General features: G+C 57.8%; 23 protein-coding genes, 1 tRNA gene and 1 pseudogene. 12 read left to right on the top strand and 13 right to left on the bottom strand.

From position 1 onward, the window contains the following. Positions 1-106 precede the first annotated feature (106 nt). A pseudogene (locus tag ACR0E2_RS11985) lies at positions 107-736 on the top strand (IS5 family transposase); the annotation flags it as partial. Here ACR0E2_RS11985 and ACR0E2_RS11980 read toward each other — a convergent pair. The 5 genes from ACR0E2_RS11980 to ACR0E2_RS11960 form a co-directional block, all read right to left on the bottom strand. After that, complete coding sequence (locus ACR0E2_RS11980) at positions 671-1,318, bottom strand: hypothetical protein (protein WP_480446719.1); 648 nt, start codon at positions 1,316-1,318, stop codon at positions 671-673. The pseudogene ACR0E2_RS11985 and the gene ACR0E2_RS11980 sit on opposite strands and share 66 nt — an antisense overlap. A 240-nt stretch (positions 1,319-1,558) precedes the next feature. Next, positions 1,559-2,110 (bottom strand): recombinase family protein, encoded by a 552-nt coding sequence (locus ACR0E2_RS11975; RefSeq protein WP_480446555.1) that lies wholly within the window; start codon positions 2,108-2,110, stop codon positions 1,559-1,561. A 143-nt stretch (positions 2,111-2,253) separates the two neighbouring features. Further along, a complete protein-coding gene (locus ACR0E2_RS11970) occupies positions 2,254-2,412 on the bottom strand; it encodes a hypothetical protein (RefSeq protein WP_480446554.1) in 159 nt (52 codons plus the stop codon). 243 nt (positions 2,413-2,655) lie between these two features. Next, complete coding sequence (locus tag ACR0E2_RS11965) at positions 2,656-3,978, bottom strand: tyrosine-type recombinase/integrase (protein WP_480446553.1); 1,323 nt, start codon at positions 3,976-3,978, stop codon at positions 2,656-2,658. Between the two features lie 156 nt (positions 3,979-4,134). Then, positions 4,135-4,211, bottom strand: a tRNA-Arg gene (locus ACR0E2_RS11960). A gap of 114 nt (positions 4,212-4,325) precedes the next feature. Here ACR0E2_RS11960 and ACR0E2_RS11955 point away from each other — a divergent pair. Both ACR0E2_RS11955 and ACR0E2_RS11950 read left to right on the top strand, forming a co-directional pair. Further along, complete coding sequence (locus tag ACR0E2_RS11955; protein ID WP_480446552.1) at positions 4,326-5,351, top strand: LacI family DNA-binding transcriptional regulator; 1,026 nt, start codon at positions 4,326-4,328, stop codon at positions 5,349-5,351. Continuing rightward, positions 5,348-6,568 carry a winged helix-turn-helix domain-containing protein gene (locus ACR0E2_RS11950; protein ID WP_480446551.1) on the top strand — a complete coding sequence of 407 codons (1,221 nt, stop codon included), beginning with the start codon at positions 5,348-5,350 and terminating at the stop codon, positions 6,566-6,568. Before ACR0E2_RS11955 ends, ACR0E2_RS11950 begins: the two co-directional genes overlap by 4 nt. A gap of 3 nt (positions 6,569-6,571) precedes the next feature. Here the strand turns inward: ACR0E2_RS11950 and ACR0E2_RS11945 are convergent, their stop codons facing one another. After that, positions 6,572-7,270: a fumarylacetoacetate hydrolase family protein gene (locus tag ACR0E2_RS11945; protein ID WP_480446550.1), complete on the bottom strand. Its 699-nt coding sequence runs from the start codon at positions 7,268-7,270 to the stop codon at positions 6,572-6,574. 608 nt (positions 7,271-7,878) lie between these two features. Then, a complete protein-coding gene (gene hpaR / locus ACR0E2_RS11940; protein ID WP_170345758.1) occupies positions 7,879-8,313 on the bottom strand; it encodes a homoprotocatechuate degradation operon regulator HpaR in 435 nt (144 codons plus the stop codon). A gap of 232 nt (positions 8,314-8,545) precedes the next feature. Here hpaR and ACR0E2_RS11935 point away from each other — a divergent pair, with 232 nt between their 5' ends. Next, positions 8,546-9,316 (top strand): HpcH/HpaI aldolase family protein, encoded by a 771-nt coding sequence (locus tag ACR0E2_RS11935; RefSeq protein ID WP_480446549.1) that lies wholly within the window; start codon positions 8,546-8,548, stop codon positions 9,314-9,316. A 4-nt stretch (positions 9,317-9,320) separates the two neighbouring features. Here the strand turns inward: ACR0E2_RS11935 and ACR0E2_RS11930 are convergent, their stop codons facing one another. Continuing rightward, complete coding sequence (locus ACR0E2_RS11930) at positions 9,321-10,463, bottom strand: DUF3095 domain-containing protein (RefSeq protein ID WP_480446548.1); 1,143 nt, start codon at positions 10,461-10,463, stop codon at positions 9,321-9,323. A 141-nt stretch (positions 10,464-10,604) separates the two neighbouring features. On the opposite strand from ACR0E2_RS11930, the gene ACR0E2_RS11925 reads away from it, so the two are divergent. The 4 genes from ACR0E2_RS11925 to ACR0E2_RS11910 all read left to right on the top strand — a co-directional run bounded on the left by ACR0E2_RS11925 (position 10,605) and on the right by ACR0E2_RS11910 (position 15,047). Then, complete coding sequence (locus tag ACR0E2_RS11925) at positions 10,605-11,777, top strand: MFS transporter (protein ID WP_480446547.1); 1,173 nt, start codon at positions 10,605-10,607, stop codon at positions 11,775-11,777. A 19-nt stretch (positions 11,778-11,796) separates the two neighbouring features. Further along, complete coding sequence (locus ACR0E2_RS11920; protein ID WP_480446546.1) at positions 11,797-12,852, top strand: glycosyltransferase family 4 protein; 1,056 nt, start codon at positions 11,797-11,799, stop codon at positions 12,850-12,852. Between the two features lie 95 nt (positions 12,853-12,947). After that, on the top strand, positions 12,948-13,970 hold the full coding sequence (locus ACR0E2_RS11915) for an aspartate-semialdehyde dehydrogenase (RefSeq protein ID WP_480446545.1): 1,023 nt from the start codon (positions 12,948-12,950) through the stop codon (positions 13,968-13,970). 150 nt (positions 13,971-14,120) lie between these two features. Next, positions 14,121-15,047, top strand: a complete 927-nt coding sequence (locus ACR0E2_RS11910; RefSeq protein ID WP_480446544.1) for a DMT family transporter — start codon at positions 14,121-14,123, stop codon at positions 15,045-15,047. Positions 15,048-15,103: 56 nt separating this feature from the next. Here ACR0E2_RS11910 and ACR0E2_RS11905 read toward each other — a convergent pair whose 3' ends face one another. Continuing rightward, positions 15,104-15,355, bottom strand: a complete 252-nt coding sequence (locus tag ACR0E2_RS11905; protein ID WP_480446543.1) for a hypothetical protein — start codon at positions 15,353-15,355, stop codon at positions 15,104-15,106. A gap of 136 nt (positions 15,356-15,491) precedes the next feature. Here ACR0E2_RS11905 and ACR0E2_RS11900 point away from each other — a divergent pair, with 136 nt between their 5' ends. Continuing rightward, complete coding sequence (locus tag ACR0E2_RS11900) at positions 15,492-16,229, top strand: endonuclease/exonuclease/phosphatase family protein (protein ID WP_480446542.1); 738 nt, start codon at positions 15,492-15,494, stop codon at positions 16,227-16,229. Positions 16,230-16,276: 47 nt separating this feature from the next. Here ACR0E2_RS11900 and ACR0E2_RS11895 read toward each other — a convergent pair whose 3' ends face one another. Continuing rightward, positions 16,277-16,813 carry an SRPBCC family protein gene (locus ACR0E2_RS11895; protein WP_171116813.1) on the bottom strand — a complete coding sequence of 179 codons (537 nt, stop codon included), beginning with the start codon at positions 16,811-16,813 and terminating at the stop codon, positions 16,277-16,279. 98 nt (positions 16,814-16,911) lie between these two features. Beyond that, the gene (locus ACR0E2_RS11890; protein WP_152459543.1) at positions 16,912-17,562 is read right to left on the bottom strand and encodes a carbonic anhydrase; all 651 of its coding nucleotides are present in this window, start codon (positions 17,560-17,562) and stop codon (positions 16,912-16,914) included. A gap of 144 nt (positions 17,563-17,706) precedes the next feature. On the opposite strand from ACR0E2_RS11890, the gene ACR0E2_RS11885 reads away from it, so the two are divergent. From ACR0E2_RS11885 to ACR0E2_RS11875, 3 genes are all read left to right on the top strand, one after another. After that, entirely contained in the window at positions 17,707-18,096 is a 390-nt protein-coding gene (locus ACR0E2_RS11885) for a hypothetical protein (protein WP_171230088.1), read from the top strand. Between the two features lie 63 nt (positions 18,097-18,159). Further along, positions 18,160-19,542 (top strand): leucyl aminopeptidase family protein, encoded by a 1,383-nt coding sequence (locus ACR0E2_RS11880; RefSeq protein ID WP_480446541.1) that lies wholly within the window; start codon positions 18,160-18,162, stop codon positions 19,540-19,542. Then, complete coding sequence (locus tag ACR0E2_RS11875) at positions 19,539-20,276, top strand: C40 family peptidase (RefSeq protein ID WP_480446540.1); 738 nt, start codon at positions 19,539-19,541, stop codon at positions 20,274-20,276. Before ACR0E2_RS11880 ends, ACR0E2_RS11875 begins: the two co-directional genes overlap by 4 nt. Here ACR0E2_RS11875 and ACR0E2_RS11870 read toward each other — a convergent pair. Then, positions 20,273-20,623: a DUF2794 domain-containing protein gene (locus ACR0E2_RS11870; protein WP_224858629.1), complete on the bottom strand. Its 351-nt coding sequence runs from the start codon at positions 20,621-20,623 to the stop codon at positions 20,273-20,275. The two genes, ACR0E2_RS11875 and ACR0E2_RS11870, sit on opposite strands and share 4 nt — an antisense overlap. Positions 20,624-20,696: 73 nt before the next feature. Further along, entirely contained in the window at positions 20,697-22,361 is a 1,665-nt protein-coding gene (locus ACR0E2_RS11865; RefSeq protein WP_480446539.1) for an ABC transporter permease, read from the bottom strand. Between the last annotated feature and the right edge of the window lie 17 nt (positions 22,362-22,378).

The raw sequence follows: 22,378 nt of genomic DNA, 5'->3' as shown, positions 1-22,378 counted from the left end.
TGGAAACGGAACACTAGTTTTACCAGCCTCATGACCCATTGGGTTAAGTTATGCGGCGTGATTCACGGTTCGAAAACGAGCGATTAACATGTCTGATCACTTCTGACTAACGGACACGCAGATGGCGCGTCTTGAGCCTTTCTTCTCGCAGTCCCACGGGAAACCTCGCGTCGATGACAAGCGTGTTTTGAGTGGGATTATATTCATTAATCGTAACGGGTTAAGATGGCGTGATGCACCCAAGGAATACGAGCCACACAAAACCTTGTACAACTGTTGGAAGCGGTGGAGTGATAAGGGCATCTTCGCGGAAATGATGATGGGCCTGTCCGCCGATCACGGCGAAGAAAAGACCGTGGTGATTGATGCGACCTATCTGAAGGCGCACCGCATGGCATCCAGCCTCGGGGTTAAAAAAGGGGGCGATGACGACTGATACACTGCCTGGCAGGCGCATCTACAGGATGCTGCCGAGAGGGGACGCACCAAAGGCGGCATGAACACGAAGCTAGATGCCATCTGTGACAGCCAGGGGCACCCGTTGAACTTCTTTATGACCGCCGGTCAGGTCAGTGATGATACCGGTGCAAAGGCCCAGCTAAACGGTCTGCCGGACGTGGATTGGCTGCCTGGAGATCGTGGATATGATGCCGATTGGTTCAGAGAAGCGTTACAAGACAAAGGGATAAAGGCCTGCACACCTGGTCGAAGACAGCGAAAGAAGCCCATCCGATATCCCTGCCTCGTAGCAAGCGTACAGCACGTCTTCCTGAGCGAATACGTCCATACGCTCTGCGAATCTGTCGGCCAGTTCGTCAAGCGACGTAGTGTCGTTTGTGGTCATCAACTCACGTGCTGCCTGCTGTGCCAGTTCCGAACCCTCAGCGCTGCCCACGAACGCCTCAAAGGCATCGACATCCAAGGTGCCAATGCGCTCACCAATGCGGTCGAGTGCGGCCTCTTGAACGCCTAGCGCCATGGTCTCGACGTGTGCTTGTACATCCTCAGGCTCAACGCTCATCTCCGACGCCGCCCGCTGCAAAATGTAGTCAGGCACTTCGCCAAGGTTGATCAGCCCATCGACGATTTGTGTTTGCGTCCCCGGCGCTGCTGTAGCGATAGCATCAAAGGCCTGCTCAGTTGCTTCATCAGCAACGAATGCACTCTCTGATGCACCTTTTGCCTCACCTTCAGTTGCGCCTTCTTGTGCCCCTCTCAGGGCCTCTGAAGGTTGTCCTTGAGGTGCTGCTTGTGGGTTCGTTGAGACTGCGAAACCCGCCGCATCAGTAACACACCTGAGGTGTTCGTTAGGTTCCAAACAAGGGCAACCCAAGGGGCACATCAGGGGATATGCTAGGGTGAGACATCCAGCACACAGGACGCCCCACCACAGATGGTCTGCTATCAGCCTTCCTCGACGGTCGGTGATAACGCCATGCTGACATCACCTCGCACTTCCATGAAGCGAGGCAATTCCGAAATTTGTTTACGGCTATAGTGTGGGTGAATGTTCATGGTATGTTCTTTTCTTGTGTGGGGGTGAATTGCATGCAGCCTTTCAAGCCGCATCTTTCACCAGCCTGTAGACGGTCGCTCTGCTGACCTCGAAGTCTTTCGCTATCTGGGTTGGCTTATCGCCTCTTTGGAACGCTTCACGAATAGCTGCTGCTTTGTCCTTATCCATGGCAGGGCGTCCTTTGAACTTGCCATCGGCCTTGGCCTTAGCAATCCCTTCACGTTGCCTCTCAAGCATCACCTCTCGTTCAAACTGAGCAACAGCTCCAAGGATGGTCTCAAGCATCTGCGCGGTGGCACTGTCGTTCATCATGGGCATGTTCATGATATGCAGACCAACGCCCTTGTCAGAAAGCCGCTTGCGGATGTCGATGAGGTCAGGGACCGAACGCGCCAGACGGTCCAGCTTAGTGACGACCAGAGTGTCCCCTTCACGGGCAAAGTCTATGGCTGACTCAAGCTGGTCTCGCTGCTTAACGCTGCTCACCTGCTCAGCAAACACCTTCTCACATCCATGGTCTTTCAACTCGCGCTGCTGAGCCTCAAAGCCTGCGATCTGGTCTGCTGTGGACGTCCGTGCGTAGCCTATGAGCATGTGTCTGTCTCCGAGAGTGTATCATTTACCTCATAGAGTTAAGTAAGAAATTGTGCTTTAAGTGTCAACCCCACTTAAATGAGACAGTATCTGAGGGGTTGGAACTTGTCTTGTTACCCTCTGGTCAAATGAGACACGGATGTTCAGGCTGCCTTACGGTGGTTCGTGAAGGTCAGGGCATAGAATCCAAGGTCAAGGAACACTTCGCCCGGTCCCTCTCGTGTCACCTGAAAGGGAACTGAGCGGACCTCACGTTCGATGAGCAAGTCAAAAGGACCAAAGCGAAAATCAAAGATGATCATGGGTCGTTACCTCATAAATGATATGCATCAGGAGCGATGTGCGCTCAACTTGGCTCCACGTCGGTAGCAATTCAACCTATTGAAAAATATACACTAAAGGGACTTTCCCTCAGGTGGAAGGAGGTGACCCTGAGGTGGCCCCACCGGGGGGCCTGCGCGGCATTTTCTTTAATCTCTGGTACTCAAATTTTTTTGCCAAATTATTTGGACCACATCAAATGCGTATCGCGTTTCGTATTTCGCTCACAGCCCCTTAAGGTACCCGTCAGCCCGCATCCTATCGACGATCTTACGCTGCACCTGCCGCAACTCATCCCGGCCTAACCCATGGTTGTAAATCTCACTTGCCCTGCGCTCGTCTTTGGACAAGCCGCCGAGCTGCACAGCGTCCTTGTCGTCAACGCCTGCCCTATGAGCGATGGCCCTCCATGTATGTCTGAATGAATGAAAGTCCAACATCACGTTGCTTTCAGGTCTCCCCAAAACAACATCCCTAAGGCGGCTATATGACTGACTAGCCTGCTTGCTTTTGCCTGATTTGGGGTCCAGACTGAAGGCCCCTAGAAGCCTGCCCTTGGGTCCATCTCTACTCTCTACTTCTTTTCGCAACTTCAATACCGTCGCTTGAAGCTCAGTGGGTACGGGGGTCCACCGTTTCGCGTTTTCGTTTTTGCCAACAATGATCTTCAGCCCAGCGCCGTCAGTATCTACATCCTCAACTGTAACCCTAACCAATTCGGAAATGCGTGTTCCGAGTGTCACGCCCAGACGCATCAATACTCCCAACGGTGTTTCCTGTGAACGCGCGACGAACAAAGCACTGGTCTGCTCTGGTCGGTACATCAGCCTTTCTTTCTTCGGCGTGGCGGCTTCCCTAGTGACCCCCTTAGGTAGTGTGAAGGGTTCCACTGAGGGATTGCTTGTGGCCTTGGTTTCTACAACCCACGCCCAAAACGTGCGCAGCTGCGTCATGAGTTTCTGGATGGTCGCTCCTGCTAGCGGCTCCCCTGTCCGCTCCGACACTATGCCACCTAGGTATTCCCTGAAGGCCACCGCCTCAACGTCTGCCATATCGTCCACAAAAAGGCTGGACATATCACCGCCCAGAAAGTCGACCAGATAGCGAACCGAAGTCCGAAAATCATTGATGGTCGAACTTCGCAGCGGTTTATAACCTGAAGCGTTCCCCGGCGCTCTGGCCTCAATATACGCCGCAACCATCTCAGCCAGTGGTCTGGATGTAGCCATGCCCCTTTTACCGAACGCATCTCGCACCGCGCTGGGCGCATTCTCAACCTCTTCATAGAACACATCACGCACCAGCATCGCGGCTTCAGGGTCGGGGTCTGCCATGGCTTCAGCCCATCGGTCTGCCGCAGCAATGCTATAGCGCTTTCTGCCCAGCGCTTGTAATTCCAACTCTCGAACCTTGCTAAGTTCCACGTCGCGTAGCTTACGTGCCGTGGCTTTGTGCTTAACACCTCCAAGGCTTCTTATGATGTTTCGACCAAAAGGTTTGCCCGTCTCTGGATCAGTGGTGCCCTTTAAAAATTTGGGCGTAGACATCCTAACCCGCCAAGCTGTACCGGGTCCGCTTGGTTGCTCAAGGTTCCTATCATTACTCATGGCCTACTTTTCGTGTTTTAAATTCGTCGTGTAAGTCCACCACCCCCGTTACACCACGCACGCCAAATGATCACTAAAATAAAGACTTACAAAAACTGGCGACCCCGGCAGGATTCGAACCTGCAACCTGCCCCTTAGGAGGGGGCTGCTCTATCCAGTTGAGCCACGGGGCCGCGCCCGCCTTCTGTAACCGGGAATTTCCGTGTTGTCATCGCCTTTGCACAATTGTTGTACACACCGACCTGTTCGCGCTAGCATCGGACAAAACAACTACGCAGGTGCCTCCCGTGAACAGTGAAACCAAACGCCCGCTTACCCTTCGTGATGTGTCCGAGGCTTCCGGTGTCTCAGAGATGACGGTGAGCCGGGTTCTGCGTAACCGGGGGGATGTGTCCGACGCCACCCGCACCCGCGTTCTGGCGGCCGCGAAAGAGCTGGGATATGTCCCCAACAAGATCGCGGGCGCGCTGGCATCCAGCCGGGTCAACCTGGTCGCGGTAATCATCCCCTCGCTTTCGAACATGGTATTTCCCGAGGTGATGACCGGCATCAATCAGGTGCTGGAAGATACCGAACTGCAACCCGTGGTTGGCGTGACAGATTACCTGCCCGAGAAAGAGGAAAAAGTGCTGTACGAGATGCTCTCGTGGCGACCCTCGGGCGTGATCATCGCGGGGCTGGAACACACCGACGCGGCCCGCGCCATGCTGGATTCGGCGGGCATTCCGGTGGTCGAGATCATGGATACCGACGGCAAACCTGTCGACGCGATGGTGGGCATCTCGCATCGCCGCGCCGGGCGCGAGATGGCGCAGGCGATTCTGAAGGCCGGGTATCAGCATATCGGCTTCATGGGTACCAAGATGCCATTGGATCACCGCGCCCGAAAACGCTTTGAAGGGTTTACCGAAGTGCTGGGCAAACACGGGATCGAGATCGAAGATCGCGAGTTCTATTCCGGTGGCTCTGCCCTGGCCAAGGGGCGCGAGATGACACAGACCATGCTTGACCGGTCGCCCGATCTGGATTTCCTGTATTATTCCAACGACATGATCGGCGCCGGTGGTCTGTTGTACCTGCTGGAACAAGGCGTGGAAATTCCGGGGCAGATCGGTCTGGCCGGGTTCAACAACGTGGAACTTTTGCAGGGTCTTCCGCGCAAATTGGCGACGATGGATGCCTGTCGTCTGGACATAGGACGTCAGGCCGCGCAGATCATCGCTGAACGCCTGAAGGACCCGGAGTCCGAAATCGAGACACGGGTCACGCTGACCCCCAAGATCAGCTATGGCGACACTCTGAAACGACGATGAACGCCCCCCTGAAGCGGCTCGACAACCGGACGGCCCGCGCCATTTTTCTGGATCGCCATGCTTTGGCCGAACAGCCCGCGGGCGCGGCCAAGGGCGCCGGGCTTCTGGACCTTGTCCAGCGGTTGGGGTTCGTGCAGCTCGACAGCATCAACACGGTTGCCCGCGCTCATGACATGATCCTGTTTTCCCGACGACCTGCGTATCGCAGCGCCAACCTGAAAAGGCTCTATGAAAGGGAAAAAGCGCTGTTCGAACACTGGACACATGATGCGGCCGTGATCCCGATGTCGTTCTATCCGCACTGGCATCTGCGCTTTCAGCGTGATGCGGATCTGTTGAAGGCCCGTTGGAAGAACTGGCGGCGGGATGGGTTCGAGCAACAGTTCGAGACTGTCTTGCAACACATCCGCGACCACGGGCCCGTGTGTTCGTCAGACGTTGGCAGGGATGAAAAGAAAGGCTCGGGCGGTTGGTGGGACTGGCACCCGTCAAAAACCGCATTGGAGTTTCTGTGGCGTTCCGGGGCCCTGACCGTTGTGGGCCGCGACGGGTTTCAGAAACGGTATGATCTGACCGAACGTGTGATCGAAACCCACCTGTGTCCCGGGAACATGGCCTGTGATGCGACGGCGACCGTGGATTGGCTGTGCAACGCAGCGCTGGACCGGTTGGGGTTTGCCACGTCCGGAGAGCTGGCCGCGTTCTGGGGCACGGTTACCGCCGCCGAAGCCAAAGACTGGTGTGCCACGGCGTTGGCTCAAGGAAATATCGAAGAGATCGAGATCACCTGCGCCGATGGACGCCTGCGCAAAACCTTTGCCCGCCCCGATTTGAAGGATCGGGCAACCGACTTGCCGCAACCGCCCGGTCGGATCCGCGTGCTCAGCCCATTTGATCCCATGCTTCGGGACAGAAACCGGGCCGAGCGGCTGTTTGGCTTTCACTATCGCATCGAAGTTTTCGTTCCCGAAGCCAGGCGCACATATGGGTATTACATCTTCCCCTTGCTTGAAGGCGATCGATTGATCGGCCGGATCGACATGAAGGCGCATCGGGATCGCGACCTGCTGCATGTCAAAGCGCTCTGGCCCGAACGCGGGGTGCGCTGGTCTAACGCCCGCAGCCGACGCCTGAACGCCGAGCTGGACCGGGTGCGCCGGCTGGCAGGCGTAACCCAAGTGGAATTTGCAAGGGGCTGGCTGAAAGACCCTAAATAGGGGCTATTCCGCGTCCGTCAGGATCAGTTTGATCGGCTCCAGCCCGTCAATCTCTCCTGTTATGATGTCGCCGGCCACAACCGGGCCTACGCCGGCCGGTGTACCTGTCAGGATCAGATCGCCTGGGCGCAGATGGTAGAAACCGGACAGATGGCTGACGATTTCATCGATCTTCCAGATAAGCTCTTCCAGGGTAGCGTCCTGACGCAATTCGCCGTTCACGCTCAACCGGATGCGTTTGCCATCGTCCGGCGACCAGTCCGCGGCAGGGGTCAGCGGCGCGAAGACTGCTCCGTTTTCGACATCTTTACCCAGATCCCAAGGCCGCTGTTTGTCCCGCTCGCGGAGTTGTAGATCGCGACGTGTCATGTCGAGCGCACAGCCATAGGCATAAACCGCATCCCAAGCCTGCGCACTCGAGGCACGAAACACCGGTTTTCCGATTGCCAGCGCCAGCTCCATTTCGTGATGGTAATTCTTCGTCCCCGCCGGGTACGGAACCGTCGCGCCGGACAGGATCGCGTTTGGCGCGGATTTGGTGAAATAGAAGGGCGCATCGCGATCCACCTCATTGCCCATCTCTGCTGCATGCGCGGCATAGTTTCGCCCGACGCAGAAAATGCGTCCGACAGGGTACCCGGCCGTCTCGCCAACGACAGGAATGGTTATGGGATCGGGAAGGGAAAACAGGCTGTTTGACATCGTGGTTCCTGAATTTTTCATCGCTGCCATCTTACGCCTGCCAGAGCTGCCAGCAAGCCGGGAATGCACGCTGGATTTCGCCAATATCCAAGAGTTGTTTCAGCGCGAACCTGCTCAATTCTGACCTGAACGCCCAGTGCCGTTCCAATGCTGTTTCACATCCGTCTTTATTGATGCACCGGAACTTGGGCAGATCGGAAATTAACTTGGCTCTGGCACAAGTCGGGCTAGGTCTTGAATAGGAATTGCGGTGCGCATCCAGCTTGAGGGGTGCGATGGCAGCAAATCACCGCGCATGTGGAAACATTCGGCCAGAATGACGCCAAGTCATCCCTTGCGGGCCAGGTTTTCCTTAGGCAATTGCCCAAGACTGTTTCGGAGAGCAAAGGTGCACGGCCTTTCCCCCAAAGGCCAAAAGGCCCTAATCAGAGCCACATTTCCGGCTCGCCATATACTCCGATGCGCAGGCCGGACCGTCAGGCAAGGCGTGACGCAACCGGCCTCAGGCCAGGCCTAACCCAAATCCAAGTCTGGCCACCCCGTCGGAGATCGCCCCTAAAATCTCCGGCGGGGTCCTTGCAAATGACACCCATGTTCTGCCCCCGGCATCAGGTATCCAGGTCGTTCAACTCGTTCAGAAGATCCAGCAACAATTCGTGTTTTTCCGGCCCCAGGCGGGAACGAATGCGTTCCGCCTGCGCCATGCTGGCGGGCTGATTGGCGTGAATGATCTGAACGCCACGCTCGCCGATCTCGACAATCTGGCGACGCCGGTCAGCCGGGTGGCATCGTCGGGAGATCAGGCCGCGATGCTCCAGTTTCTGCAGTATCCGTGTCAGGCTTGGCAACAACAGACAGGCGCGTTCGGCAATATGCGTCGGTTCCTGCGGGCCTTCTTCGTTCAATACGCGCAACACGCGCCACTGCTGTTCGGTGACACCGGCGTCGGCCAGCATTGCTCGGATGGGTCCCATAACCTTTTCCCGCGCCCGCAAAAGCGCAATGGGCAAAGATCGCGACGTCAGAGGGAGGTCGTCGGTCATGCCAAAATTATCGCCGAAATCCGTGATTTACGCAAGGGAACCCTCGGCTTTCGGTTTGAAGCACAAGAACCGCCGGGACGCCGCCGCCCTTGCGTGACGCGCCTTTGCCGCCGTCGATCCGATGACGCCAAATTGCATTAAAACTGGACAATTTCGCACCACGTAAGAAGATGTGGAAACGGCCGCTTTCGCGACCACGTGGCGCTGAAGGTTTTGCAACAAAGGAAACAGTATGGCTGCGCAGCAGAACGCGTTCAAACAGGCTCTGAAAAAGGGAAAAATGCAGATCGGGTGCTGGATGAGCTTTGCGGAGCCTACAGCGGCCGAGATGATGGGAACCGCCGGTTTTGATTGGCTGGTAATCGATGGAGAGCATGCCGCAAACGATATCCGGTCGATCCGGGACCAGCTTCTGGCGCTTGCGGCAAGCGACTCTCATGCGGTTGTGCGGGTTCCCGTGGGTGAGACCTGGCTGATCAAGATGGTTCTGGATGCGGGTGCTCAGACCATTCTGGTTCCGATCGTGGAAAGCGCCGAGCAGGCGCAAGAGCTGGTTCGGGCCTGCCGTTATCCCCCTGCCGGTGTCCGCGGCGTGGGCGCGATGGCATCGCGGGCGACGATGTACGGATCGGTCGGAGATTATATTCAGACCGCAGATCAGGAGATTTGCCTGTTGTTGCAGGTGGAAACCCGCGCCGGAATTGCTGCTCTGGACGACATTCTGGATGTTGAAGGCGTGGATGGCGTATTCATAGGCCCTGCTGATCTGTCGACCGATATGGGCCATCAGGGCAACAGCGCGGCACCCGAGGTGCGAGCGATTATCCGGGATGCACTGGCCCGGATCAAGGCCGCAGGCAAAGCGCCGGGCATTCTGGCCACAAATGACGAGGCCCGTCAGGCATATCTGGATATGGGCGCACAGTTCTTGGCGGTTGGCATTGATGTGATGCTGCTGACGCAAACGGCACGTGATCTCGCCGCACGATGGAAAGCCAACTAACCGCTCAACGGACCATGGCCGCTGCGGCCTGGGCGTATCCGCCCGAGGCACCGTCAACGAAATGCACATGATCGTCCCGTGTGGCCGACGGGACGAAACAGGTCATCATCGCCTCGTCCTGCACGTGGAGACCGTATCGGATTTTGCCGCGCCCGCGTGCTTCTTTCAGCAAGTGTTCGATCTGTCGCAAAGTGGCCGGGTCACAATCCAACGTCATCTTCAGGCCGTCATCGAACTTGCGGAAATCGGCATTGCTGCTGACCATCGTCCTGTAGTGTTCGGGTTCAAACTGCCCCAGCTTCTTGCTTGTTTTGAACAATATCGCGATCAGCAGGTTCTGAAACAGAAGAACGAGCTTGTGCAGAAACAAATTCCGCCCATTGCGCGAAACATGCGCGTCAATGTCGAGGCCGGGGGGCGGCCAACTCATGGGCGGACCATTCATCGGCACCGGATGACCTGCGCGCTCCAGCTCTTCTGACGCGGACAGAACCGATTGCGCAAGGTCGGCAAAGTCGCGTTCAGTTGCCGACGCAGTGGGTTCAACAACCAGTGACACGATCTGACCGTGCCGCGCCGGGCTGTTGGACCATCTGCATGACAGGCCTGTCAGGTCCGGTTGCGCACCCGGTTCGGCAGGCGCAATCATATGATGACCCGCTTTCATCTCTGCCTCGGCCCAGGCCAAGCCTCCGCCAGAGAACATGGCATAATCCACCCCGGAAGAGGGCGCAAAACGAGCGACGCGCAAGTCCCTGCCGGCTTTTCGGATATCCGCCACCGACACCAGCGCCGCACGCAACGGCATGGAAAACTCTTCTTCCGCCCAGCGCCGCATGGCTGACAGAGTATCCCGCGCTGCTTCAACTTCGCTGGGGGGGATCGCAAACGCCGCCCCGTCGCCGCCAAAGACATAGGGAAACAACTTGCCGTCCATCGCGTTTATCATCGCCGAGATAACGGCAGCCCCCACGGTGTTGACGGTTTTGTATCGTCCGCGTGCGATCTCGCCGGTTGAATCGACGATGTCGGCAACCCCCAGAAACCAGTCGTCGGGCACCGGCGAAAACTGCGCCGGGTCCGCCAGACGGGTGAAATCCCTCAACAGGGGCAGGTTTTCGTAAAATGCGGAATGGAGGTCTTTCATTTTCCCCCTCGAAATCAAACTTCTGGCAATGATAGCCGGAATGCGGCCCGAGTCCTCGTTTTGAAACATAGTACACATGCTTGTGCGTTGCATCATTGCGTGCCAAGCATTCCTTTCGGATGAGCGGAAAAGAGGCGGGATATGCAGGCGGGTTTGGTGGTTTTGTGCCTGGGCTATGTGCTCAGCCAGTTTTTCCGTGCATTTCTGGCTGTGCTCAGCCTGGATCTTGAACGCGATATCGGTGCTACACCCGAAGATCTGGCCTTTGCATCCGGCCTTTGGTTTCTGGTGTTCGCTGCAATGCAAATCCCGGTCGGCTGGGCGCTGGACAAGGTTGGGCCCAGGCTGACCGCAGCCGCGCTTCTTCTGGTTGGCGGTGCAGGAGGATCCGCAATTTTTGCGGTCGCGACCTCACCGTTGCATGTCAGTGTTGCCATGGGCCTGATCGGGGTTGGGTGCTCTCCGGTTCTGATGGCTTCCTATTTCATCTTTGCCCGCGAATACCCGCCTGCGAAATTCGCGACGCTGGCCGCCGTCATGCTGGGTGTTGGCTCGGTGGGCAATCTCGTCGCCTCTTATCCGACTGCGCTTGCGGTCGAATGGATGGGATGGCGCGCCACCATGGTTGGGCTGGCCGTGATATCTGCTGCGATCGCTATGGGTATTTGGCTGAGCCTGCGTGACCCAGCGAAGGTTGAAACGGAACACAAAGGTTCACTTCTGGACCTGTTGAAAGAGCCTGCACTGTGGCTGATCATGCCCTTGATGCTGGTGGCCTATGCGCCCTCTGCCGCGCTGCGCGGGCTGTGGGCCGGGCCGTATCTGAACGATGTCTTCGGGCTCAGCACCACCCAGATCGGCACCGCGACTCTGGTCATGGGTTCTGCGATGATCGTCGGTACCTTTGTCTACGGACCGCTGGATCGTGTCTTCGGCACTCGGAAATGGGTTATCTTCACGGGCAACGCGCTGGGTGTCGTGGCACTGACCCTGCTTTGCGTTTGGATCGACCATGCCACATGGCTGTCCGTTCTGCTGTTGGCCATCATAGGGTTCACCGGGGCCAGTTTTCCGGTCATCATGGCCCATGGTCGGGCCTTCGTTCCCCCCCATCTGGTGGGCCGAGGCGTAACCCTGTTGAACCTTTTCGGAATCGGAGGGGTCGGCATCGCCCAATTTGTAACCGGGCGCATTCATGCCGCCACGGCCCAGGCCGGAACGACCGCGCCCTACACCGCGATTTTCGGGTTTTTTGCCGTAACCCTTGCCTTCGGTTGCGTGATATATCTATTCAGCCGGGATAATGTGGATTGAAGCAATTGCGGAGCAAGCCGTGCAGGATATCGAGGTTATAGCGCCGAACCTGAAACACAGCCTCTCCGGCGTCACCACAACCGTCATCCGCCTGTTGCCGATTCAAAAGCATATGATCAGGATCGTCGCCACGGGACCCGGACTGCCGGGTGATCTGCCCCATATCCGGTTGATCAAAATTCCGTTCCTTTCGAACCGAACGCTCCGGGTGTGGCATGCACGGCGCAACACCGAGATGCTGATGGGTTTGTTTCTGAAACATGTGCTGCGACGCAATCTGAAACTTCTGTTCACCTCGGCTGCGCAACGAAATCATTCGGGGTTCACTAAATGGCTGATTTCGAAAATGGATGCGCTGATCGCCACAACGCCGCAAGCGGCGTCGTTTCTGGAACATCCCGCAACCGTCATCATGCACGGTGTGAACACCGAACTGTTTCACCCGGCCGAGGACAAAACCGCCCTGCGGCAGAAACTGGGGCTGCCAGAAGGGACCTTGATCGGGTGTTTCGGGCGCATTCGACCTCAGAAAGGCGTCGATCTGCTGGTGGATGCGGCGATCGAGGTTCTGCCGAACCATCCCGACGCCAGCATCGTGTTCACCGGGCGCGCCACCAAAGAATTTGAAGCGTTCCAACAGGAACAGGAGGCCAAGCTCAAAGCTGCCGGGCTGTCGGAACGGGTGCACTTCCTGGGCGAGCGTCCCTGGGAGGAAATCGTTGAAACCTACCGCGCTCTGGACCTGTTCGTGGCCCCGGCCCGTCACGAAGGGTTCGGCCTTACACCGCTTGAGGCGATGGCCTCCGGCGTGCCTGCAATCGCCTGCCACGGGGTCGGAGCCTTCAGCGCCCAGATCGAGGACGGGAAAACCGGCCGCTTGATCGAAAAGGACAACGCCGGGGCGCTGGCCGAAGCACTGGAACAGATGTTGAGCGATCCGGACAAGCTGGTGCAATCCGGTCAGGCCGCAAGACAGCGTGTCGAGCAGCATTTTCGAATCGAAGGTGAGGCCGAGGCCATCGTGCAGGTCTATCGGTCTTTGCTGAACACGGGTGAAAACGCGCATTCGGGTTAAAATCGACGTCAATTCGGCCAAATCACCCGTGATAGCCCTTTTTTCTTTGCTGCAACGCGGCTATGAACGCGCGTCCTTAACTTTGGAGACATGAAATGGGCTATCGCGTCGTTGTCGCCGGCGCCACGGGTAACGTGGGCCGCGAAATGCTGAACATTCTGGCGGAACGCCAGTTCCCCGTCGATGAACTTGCCGTGCTGGCAAGCCGTCGTTCGCTGGGTACGGAAGTAAGCTTTGACGACAAGACACTGACTACCCAGGACATCGACGCCTTCGATTTCACCGGCTGGGACATGGCCCTGTTCGCCATCGGCTCGGACGCAACCAAGACCTATGCCCCCAAGGCGGCTGCGGCTGGCTGTGTGGTGATCGACAACTCGTCGCTGTATCGCTATGACCCCGAGATCCCTCTGATCGTGCCGGAATGTAACCCGCAGGCGATCCACGACTACAAGAACAAGAACATCATCGCCAACCCGAACTGTTCGACCGCGCAGATGGTGGTGGCACTCAAGCCGCTGCATGATCGCGCCAGGATCAAGCGCGTCGTGGTGTCGACCTATCAGTCGGTGTCGGGCGCGGGCAAAGAAGGCATGGATGAACTTTGGGATCAGACCAAGGCGGTTTACAACCCCACCACGGACGTGCCGCCGAAGAAATTCCAAAAGCAGATCGCCTTCAACGTCATCCCACAGATCGACGTCTTCATGGAAGACGGCTCGACCAAGGAAGAATGGAAGATGGTTGTTGAGACCAAGAAGATCGTCGACCCGTCGATCAAGGTCACCGCGACCTGTGTCCGCGTGCCGGTTTTCGTCGGCCATTCCGAGGCTGTGAACATCGAGTTCGAGGAATTCCTGGACGAAGACGAAGCCCGCGACATCCTGCGCGAAGCACCTGGCATCATGGTGATCGACAAGCGCGAAGCGGGTGGCTACGTCTCGCCGGTCGAATGCGCGGGCGATTTCGCCACGTTCATCAGCCGTATCCGCCAGGATTCGACCATTGAGAACGGTCTGAACCTGTGGTGCGTCAGCGACAACCTGCGCAAGGGCGCCGCCCTGAACGCGGTGCAGATCGCGGAACTTCTGGGCCGCGAGGTTCTGAAAAAGGGCTGACATCCCGATTTTCGTCAAAGCTTGAAAACCAGGAAACCCGCTGATCGTTCGGCGGGTTTTTTGCGTTTCCCAATAGCCGGTTTACAGACGACGTGACGGTTCGTTCAGGTTGCTGATGCCAACGGAAATACTGCATGGTAGGTGTCAAAGATGGGCCGACCAACATCAAGCAAGCACGATCCAATACCCTACGCCCTTGCCGGGGCGGGAGTGTTCTTTGCATCCATCTGTTTTGGCTTTGTACCCTATTTCAGCCGAGGTCTCACTGACCAGGGACTCGCGCCCTACGCAGTTGCGTTTTATCGGTACATTTTGACGGCGATCCTATTGTTGCCCGCCCTTTTGAAGCAACGTTCAAACCGGCGGGAATTAGTCTGGGGTATGGCTGCGGGGGCAGTCATGGGGCTTGGGTGGGTCGGATATGTTACCGCACTTGAAACAGTGCCGGCATCAACGGTGGGTGTTCTTTACATGACCTACCCGGTGTTTACGATCATCATCGCCTGGGCGATATTCGCCGATCCGCCGACGCGGCGCAGCCTTGTTGCGGCCGGTTTGATTGTTCTTGCGGCAGGCATTGCAGGGTCTCCGGCATCCGTACCGATTGACCAAATTCCAACGCTGCTTGTCTCTTTGGCTGCACCTTTCGGATTTGGCTTCGGCATATGCGTGCTTGTACACCGCCTTTCGCGAATTGCTCCCTTGTCCAGGATAGCGTCGGTTTCGTTGGGGTCGGTCGTCGGGCTAACCCCTTTGATTATCTCGTCGGAAATTGGCGAAGTCCTGCCAGCAGGCGGAAGTGACTGGTTTCTGATCGTCGGGATCGGTCTTATGACGGCACTGGTTCCCCAGCTGATTTACACCGTCTGTTCCCCTGTCATCGGGGCATCGCGCACTGCCGTTATCGGCAGCATTGAACTGCCGACAATGTTTGCCGTGGGCGTTTTTGCCTTCGGTGAAACAATCACAGGTGCGCAAGCAGTGGCCTGCGTCTTGGTTTTGAGCGCCATTGCACTTGCACAAAGTCGCGCAACACGAACCGTAACCACCGTGATCAGCAGTCAACGTCACAGGTGAGTCCGCGCCCGAGTTGGCCCGTCAATGCGCTCAGCAGAACCGGCTCGGATCACCTCTTACACCAAATCGGCACTTTCCGGTCCATCACCCGCATCCATCATGGCTGCGCTATGAACCTCGGTTAGGGTACAGTCTTGCGCGCGGTGAAAATCGCCAACCTGTTGACAAAACCAGACACGCTTGCCACCTAAAACTGAACCTTGTTCGTGGCGGATGCCGGAAGTCCGGAAAAAAACCGCCGGTGCAGGGTAAAAGAGGCAGGGCATGCACATTTCGACCAGACGCAGGATTGCCAGAACCCTGACCATCGGATGCACATGCATTCTGATGATACTGGTCGTCATTGGCTTTACGGGGCAGGTTTTTGCTGTAGGAGATTCAATCGCTCTGCTCCGGCCTCAGGCTGGTGTTTTGCTTCTCCCCTGCTCCGTAATTCTTCTTTTCATGCGCGCCAGATATCTTGCATTGGCCACCTTGCTCTTTTCCGGGGTGGCCATCGGGTCCATCGCGGCCAGCGTTGCCGCGCCCTCGGACGATTGCGATGATTCCTGCCTGACGCTGTACCAGAAGAACCTCATGAGCAAAGCCTGGCCCCGGTATTCGCTGGCAGATGATATCCTTGAATCAGGCGCGCAGATCGTGACCTTGCAGGAAGTCTCCAGCCACAATCGCAAGTACATGAGCAATCTGTTCGAGCATTACCCCGAACAGGCGATCTGTGAATTCCGTCCTGAACAAAACGTCGCCATCCTGACGACCTTGCCGATTGTCGAGAATTCCAAGTTCTGTCTGCAAGGTTACGGGCTTGTGGGGTTTCAGGTCAAAGCGCCCAGCGGTGACTTGGTCTGGGTTGTTTCAGTTCATCTGAACTGGCCATTTCCTTACGACCAGTCCAGGCAAAGCCAGGTGATTGCCGACCGCATCAGCCAACTTGAAGGACCGGTTCTGATTGCCGGGGATTTCAATATGGTGCCCTGGGGCGAAAGCGTCAGACGGATCGGAGCGGCCGCAAATAACCAGAGCTTTGGAACCATCCTGAACACCCACAACCTCGGCAGTTGGAAAATCCCATTGCCGATAGACAACCTTTTGTTCCCCAAAGGCACAACCGGAACGGTTGAGCTGCGCCCCTTCATGGGATCCGATCACCTGGGAAAGCTTGCCCGGTTTCGACTGGGCTAGGACTTCGGTCAAGCACGCCGACGCATGCTTCCATACAAACAAGCGGCCTAGCTTTGGTTTTCAACCAGTGCTTTCAGATTGGTCAGACCACGGTCATAATCCTCGCCCACCCATGTATCCATCATCAAACCCATCCAGCGGGACATGGGGTTGAGACCCAGATCCGAGTCAAACCCCCAGGTCACTCTGGTTCCCGCCCCGTCAGGCTCAAGGATGAAGGACGCCGTGGCAGTACCCATCGGGCCGAAATCCAGCGCCGTTTTGACCCGTTGGTTTTCCACGCTTTCGACGATTTCCTGTGATCCCGTGCCGACCTGCGGGTGATCCGACGCCCAGTTCAGAGTGTTCCCGACCCCGGCGGCAGGGCCGGAATAAGTCAATTTGGTTTCGGGGTCCCGGTGGAGCCACGGAGACCACTTTTCGGTTTCCTGCATCGAATTCACGTAAGGAAAGATGGCGCTTGGCGGCGCGTCGATCGCGATGCTACGCGAAACTTCCGCCTTTCCCGGCAACAGATAGGAAACCGCGACCAGAACCAGAATACAAACGACCAATCCTGCGAAGATGCGCTTGATGACTTTCATGGCGGGCTCCGATCTTCAGGTGTAATGGGTGGAGTATACCAAAAACGGCCCTGAATCAGAGCCGCCATAGTTGTTTCGGATCTCCAGCTCTGTCGCTGTCAGACCGGGACGAACTTTTTTTGGTAAGGATCATAGCTTTCAAGCCCCCCTGCGCCGATATCCGTCCACAAGCCGTGCAAGCTCAGCGCGCCTTGATCAACGGCGGACGAGACAAAGGGGAAGGTCATCAGGTTTTCCAGCGAAGCGACAACCGATTGACGTTCGAACTGCCGGGCCTGTTCGACACCGTCCTCGATATCCGCGACCAGTTCGAATTTCGGCTTCAGAATATCCATCCAACGCCCGACAAAGCTGTCCTTGGCATCCAGCTGCGGTGCCTGCCCCTTGCACATGTCGATGCAGCCCTGCACGCCGCCGCATTGCGAATGCCCCAGCACGATCAAATGAGCGACCTTGAGCGCCGTTACAGCATATTCGATGGCGGCGCTGGTGCCGTGGTGGTCCCCGTCCGGCGCATAGGGCGGCACCAGGTTGGCGATATTGCGGTGAATAAAGAAATCGCCCTGGTCAGCGCCGAACATGGACGTGACGTGAACCCGGCTGTCGCAGCAGGATATGACCATGGCGCGGGGGCGTTGCCCTTCATCGGCGAGACGGCGATACCAAACCTGGTTTTCCGAATATGTTGTGGCCTTCCATCCGTGATACCGTTTTACAAGGTAGCTCGGCAGAGGTTTGGCAAATTCCATTTCAATGTCCCCGTTCTTGTCGCTGACGGATGATCTAAACCGAATTCAAAGAAAATTCGAGCCATTATCCAGTTTCCCTGCAAGGTTTTGCAAAGGAATTTTCTGCCAGGATCAACACCGCGCCGTGGGGGCGTTTGAACTAGGGTGAATGTGGTGGAAAAGATTATCACGCTTGAACACAAGGAATCCGTCCGTCTGGACTCGGATCAACTGAGCGGACTGTACCGGCAACTTGGCGACAAGAATGCGCTGGATGTTCTGTGTCGCACGGTCGAAGAGCTTGCCGTGCGCCTGTCAAACTGCGAACGCTACTGGCGTCAGCGCGAATGGGCGGACCTGCGCAAATGCGCCAGGTCACTGGTCGCTATATCCGAACAGATCGGGATGACGGCCCTGGCCCAGGTGGCGGGTGACGTGGCCCACACCGTCGATGCCGGTGACGCCGTTGCGGCGGGCGCGACGCTTGGGCGTTTGATCCGCGTGGGCGAACGATCGCTGACCGCCGTCTGGGACCAGCAGGACCTTTCCGTCTGAAAGGGGTTGCGGGCAGATCATGCGCGGCTAGTCTGTGCGCAGAAACCATCAGCCGAGACGCCCATGACCCTGTCCTTCGCCCCATCCTCTGACCCGTCCATACCGCTTCATGTGATTGCGCAGCCGGATTTGGACAGTTGGTTGCAGGACCAGCCGGATACCGTCCGGGCCTGGGTTGCCGCAAACGGGTTTACAGGTGCGATGGGGCAGACCCTGCTGGCGCCAGGCGCGCATGGTGCGGTTGATTTTGTGCTGGCCGGGTATGGAACAGAAGACAAGCGCGCGCGAAAAAGGTTCCCATTGGCCGCCGCAGCCATAGCATTGCCCGAAGGAACCTATCATATCGCGTCCGGCATTCCCGCTGATCGTCTGGAGATGGAGTGTTTGGGCTGGTTGATGACAGGCTACGCCTTCGACCGCTACGCGTCTCAATCCGCTGGAACTGCGGCGCTGGTTGCGCCCGAAGGTGTCGACGCCAACCGTATCGAAGCGATGGCCAATGCCGAAGTTCTGACCCGCGATCTGGTGAATACGCCAGCCTCGGATATGGGTCCTGAGCAGTTGCAGCAGGCGGCCGAGGCTCTGGCCGGCGAATTCGGTGCCGCGTGCAGCGTGATCAGCGGCGCGGCCTTGCTGGAACAGAATTTTCCCATGATCCACACCGTAGGGCGCGCCGCCGAACAGGCCCCCCGGCTGATCGAGCTGAATTGGGGCAGCAGCGGCCCCAAGCTGACTCTGGTCGGCAAGGGGGTGTGTTTCGATACGGGCGGACTGAACCTGAAACCGGGCGCATCCATGGGTCTCATGAAGAAAGACATGGGTGGCGCGGCCAATGTGCTGGGGCTGGCGCGGATGATCATGCAGCTGGGTTTTCCCCTGCAATTGAGGGTCCTGATACCGGCGGTCGAAAACGCGCTTGCGGGAAATGCCTTCCGCCCAGGGGACATCCTGACCTCTCGCAAGGGGCTGACGGTCGAGATCAACAATACGGATGCCGAAGGGCGTCTGGTGCTTGCTGATGCGTTGGCGCTTGCTGAAGAAGGAGAACCCGATCTGGTGATCTCGATGGCGACGCTGACCGGGGCCGCCCGTGTAGCTGTGGGCCCAGATCTGGCACCGTTCTACACCGATGATCAGCGCTGCGCGTCTGCCCTGTTGCATGCCGCTGAGGCTTCGGCTGATCCGGTCTGGCGCATGCCGTTCCACACGCCCTATGAAGCGATGATTGAACCCGGCATCGCCGATCTGGACAACGCGCCGTCGGGCGGGTTTGCAGGGTCGATCACAGCCGCCCTGTTTCTGCGCAGATTCGTGGGCGCATGCCGCTACATCCATTTCGACATCTATTCCTGGCAGCCCAGCAAAGAACCGGGGCGCACCAAGGGCGGTCTGGGTCAGGGGCCTCGTGCCGTGCTGACGGCGTTGCCGGAGATATTGGGACTGTGACACGCCATCGAGTTTCCGCACCCGTTGTCGATTTGCTGCGCAGCCCAGACGGACCGCGCGACCGGCAATTGTTGTTCGGTGATACGGTTCGGATCGAGGAAACAAAGAGCGGGTGGAACAGGGTCATCGCAGACAAAGACGGGTATACCGGCTGGTTGCGAACAGAGCAGCTGACGGCGGATGCGCCTGCGACGCATTGGATCACGGCGCCTGCAACGCATGCCTACCAGGAAGCGGATTTCAAAAGCCGCGATCTGGTGTCGCTGAGTTTCGGAAGCAAAATCCAAGCCAGGACCGAGACGGACCGGTTTGTTGAAACCGAACTGGGTTATATCCCAAAAGTACACACGGCGCCGATAACCGAAAAGCCTGACGACCCGGTCGAAGTGGCCCAGCTGTTTCTGGGCACACCCTATTTGTGGGGTGGCAACAGCCGGTTCGGCATCGATTGTTCCGGGTTGGTGCAGGTGGCGCTTTTGGCTTGTGGCCTGCCGTGCCCCGGCGACAGCGGCGATCAGGAACGCGCTTTGGGCAAAACCGTGATCGAAGGGGCCCCTGCGCAACGGGGTGATCTGTTGTTCTGGAAAGGGCACGTGGCCTGGGTTTCGGGCCAAAACATGCTTTTGCATGCGAACGCCAGCCATATGGCGGTGGTACTTGAACCAATGGATCAGGCGATCCACCGCATAATGAATCAGGGTGACGGGCCCGTCACGGCCCACAAAAGGCTCTAATCCGGGTTTACGGACCGGATCAGCTTGCGTTCCAGCACCCGCAGGACTGCCCGCAGATCGTGGCCGCGTTTCAGGATGCGGCCATCCATACCTATGACGGAATACATTCCCTGCCGGGACCTCAGGCGCGGGTGTTTTTCGACGCGGTAGATCGGATGTTCCGCGGTGCGCCGAAAAATCGAGAACACCGCCATGTCGCGCAGGTTGGAAATACCGTAGTCGCGCCATTCTCCGGCGGCGACCATCCGTCCATAAACGGATAGGATTTGAGACATCTCATGCCGGTCGAAAGCCACGGGCATCTGCGCTGCGCTTGCCGAGAACCGGCTGGGAGGCTGCATATTCATACCTCCAGCCTTGCCGGAAATCGTGTTTGAATCAAGCCTGATGCGCAGTTGTCCTACAATTGCGACACAAGTGTTACCGTCGGCCGACCTGACGACAGATCAGGATTACGGGCAACAGACCTACCGCCAGAATAACCAGCGAAGGCACGGCGGCGCCCTCCAGCCTCTCGTCCGAGGCCAGCCGATACGCCTGCACCGCCAATGTGTCGAAATTGAACGGGCGCATGATCAGCGTGGCGGGAAGCTCTTTCATCACGTCTACGAACACGATCAGCAGGGCCGTCAGCAGAGAGGGGGTCAGAATCGGCAGGTGAACCCGTCGCAATGTTCCCAACGGCGTCTGACCCAGTGAACGGGCTGCGGCATCCATATTCGCATGCACAGTGCTTTGCCCCCCCTCATAGGCGCTGAGCGCGGCAGCCAGGAAGCGCACCATGTAGGCAGCGACCAGCAGCCAGATCGAACCTGTTACCAACAGCCCAGTGGATACGTCGAAGGTCTGTCGCATCCAGACGTCCAGCGCGTTGTCAAAACTCGCAAAGGGGACGATCAAACCAACCGCAATGACGCCACCGGGAACGGCATATCCCAGACGCGCCATATATGCGGTCGCAGACGAGGCGCGCCCGGGCCTCAGGCGTTGAAAGAACCCGACACTGATCGCCGCGAAGACGGTGATGACCGCCGCCGTACCAGCAAGAATCAACGAGTTCTGGATGAAGCCGATATAACGCTGCGACAGCAGGTTCTGTTCGGATTCCAATCCCATCTCGACCAAAATGACGACAGGCAGCAAAAACCCGAAAAGAACGGGTATTGCACACAGCAGAAATGCCCCACAGGCGCGCAGACCCGTCAGATTTGCCGCCGGTTGCGCCACATGCTGTTTCCCCGCCTGATAGTATTTTGCCTTGCCACGTTGGGTGCGCTCGGCCACGGCCATGATCAGGGCAAAGACCAGCAGGCACAGGGCCAGTTGCGCCGCTGCCGCACGATCGGCCATGGAAAACCAGCTTGTGTAGATCCCGGTGGCAAAGGTCTGTACGCCGAAATACGACACGGTTCCGAAATCTGCGATGGTCTCCATGACGGCCAGCAGAACGCCGCCTGCAATGGCGGGTCGCGCCATCGGCAGTGACACGCGCCGAAAAGCCAGCCATGGATTGTTGCCCAGCGCCCGCGCCGCCAGAAACGCGGTCGCGCTTTGTTGCAGGAACGCAGCCCGCGCAAGCAGATAGACATAAGGGTAAAGCACAAGGATCAACATGACCGCCGCACCCTCGGTCGAGCGGATTTCCGGGAACCAATAGTCGCGCGGGCCCCAGCCGGTCACATCACGCAGCGTGCTTTGAACGATGCCCGGGTGATCCAGAATGAAGGTGTAGGCATAGGCCAGAACATATGCCGGAAAGGCCAGCGGAAGGACCAGTGCGATCTCAAGAAACCGCACGCCGGGAAAACGGGTCATCGTTACCAGCCAAGCCGCCCCGGTGCCGATGCTGAACGTTCCCACCGCGACCAGGACCACAAGAATCAGGGTCGTCGCGATATAGCCGGGTAGCACCGTCTCCATCAGGTGCGAGATCGTATCCGTTCCCCCGGTTACAGCCGCCAGGACCACGGCGATCATCGGCAAAAGGCATGCGGCAGCCACGACATAGGCGATCCCCGCCAGCAGTCGGGTACCGCGGACACCGCGATTGCGCGATCCGTTCTGTGAAAACTCGATTTCGGCCATCATCCCGGCTTGTGATT

This window comes from Ruegeria sp. A4, assembly GCF_056543025.1.
The sequence above is the reverse complement of the archived record's forward strand: the minus strand, read 5'-3'. Positions and strand labels throughout refer to the sequence as shown.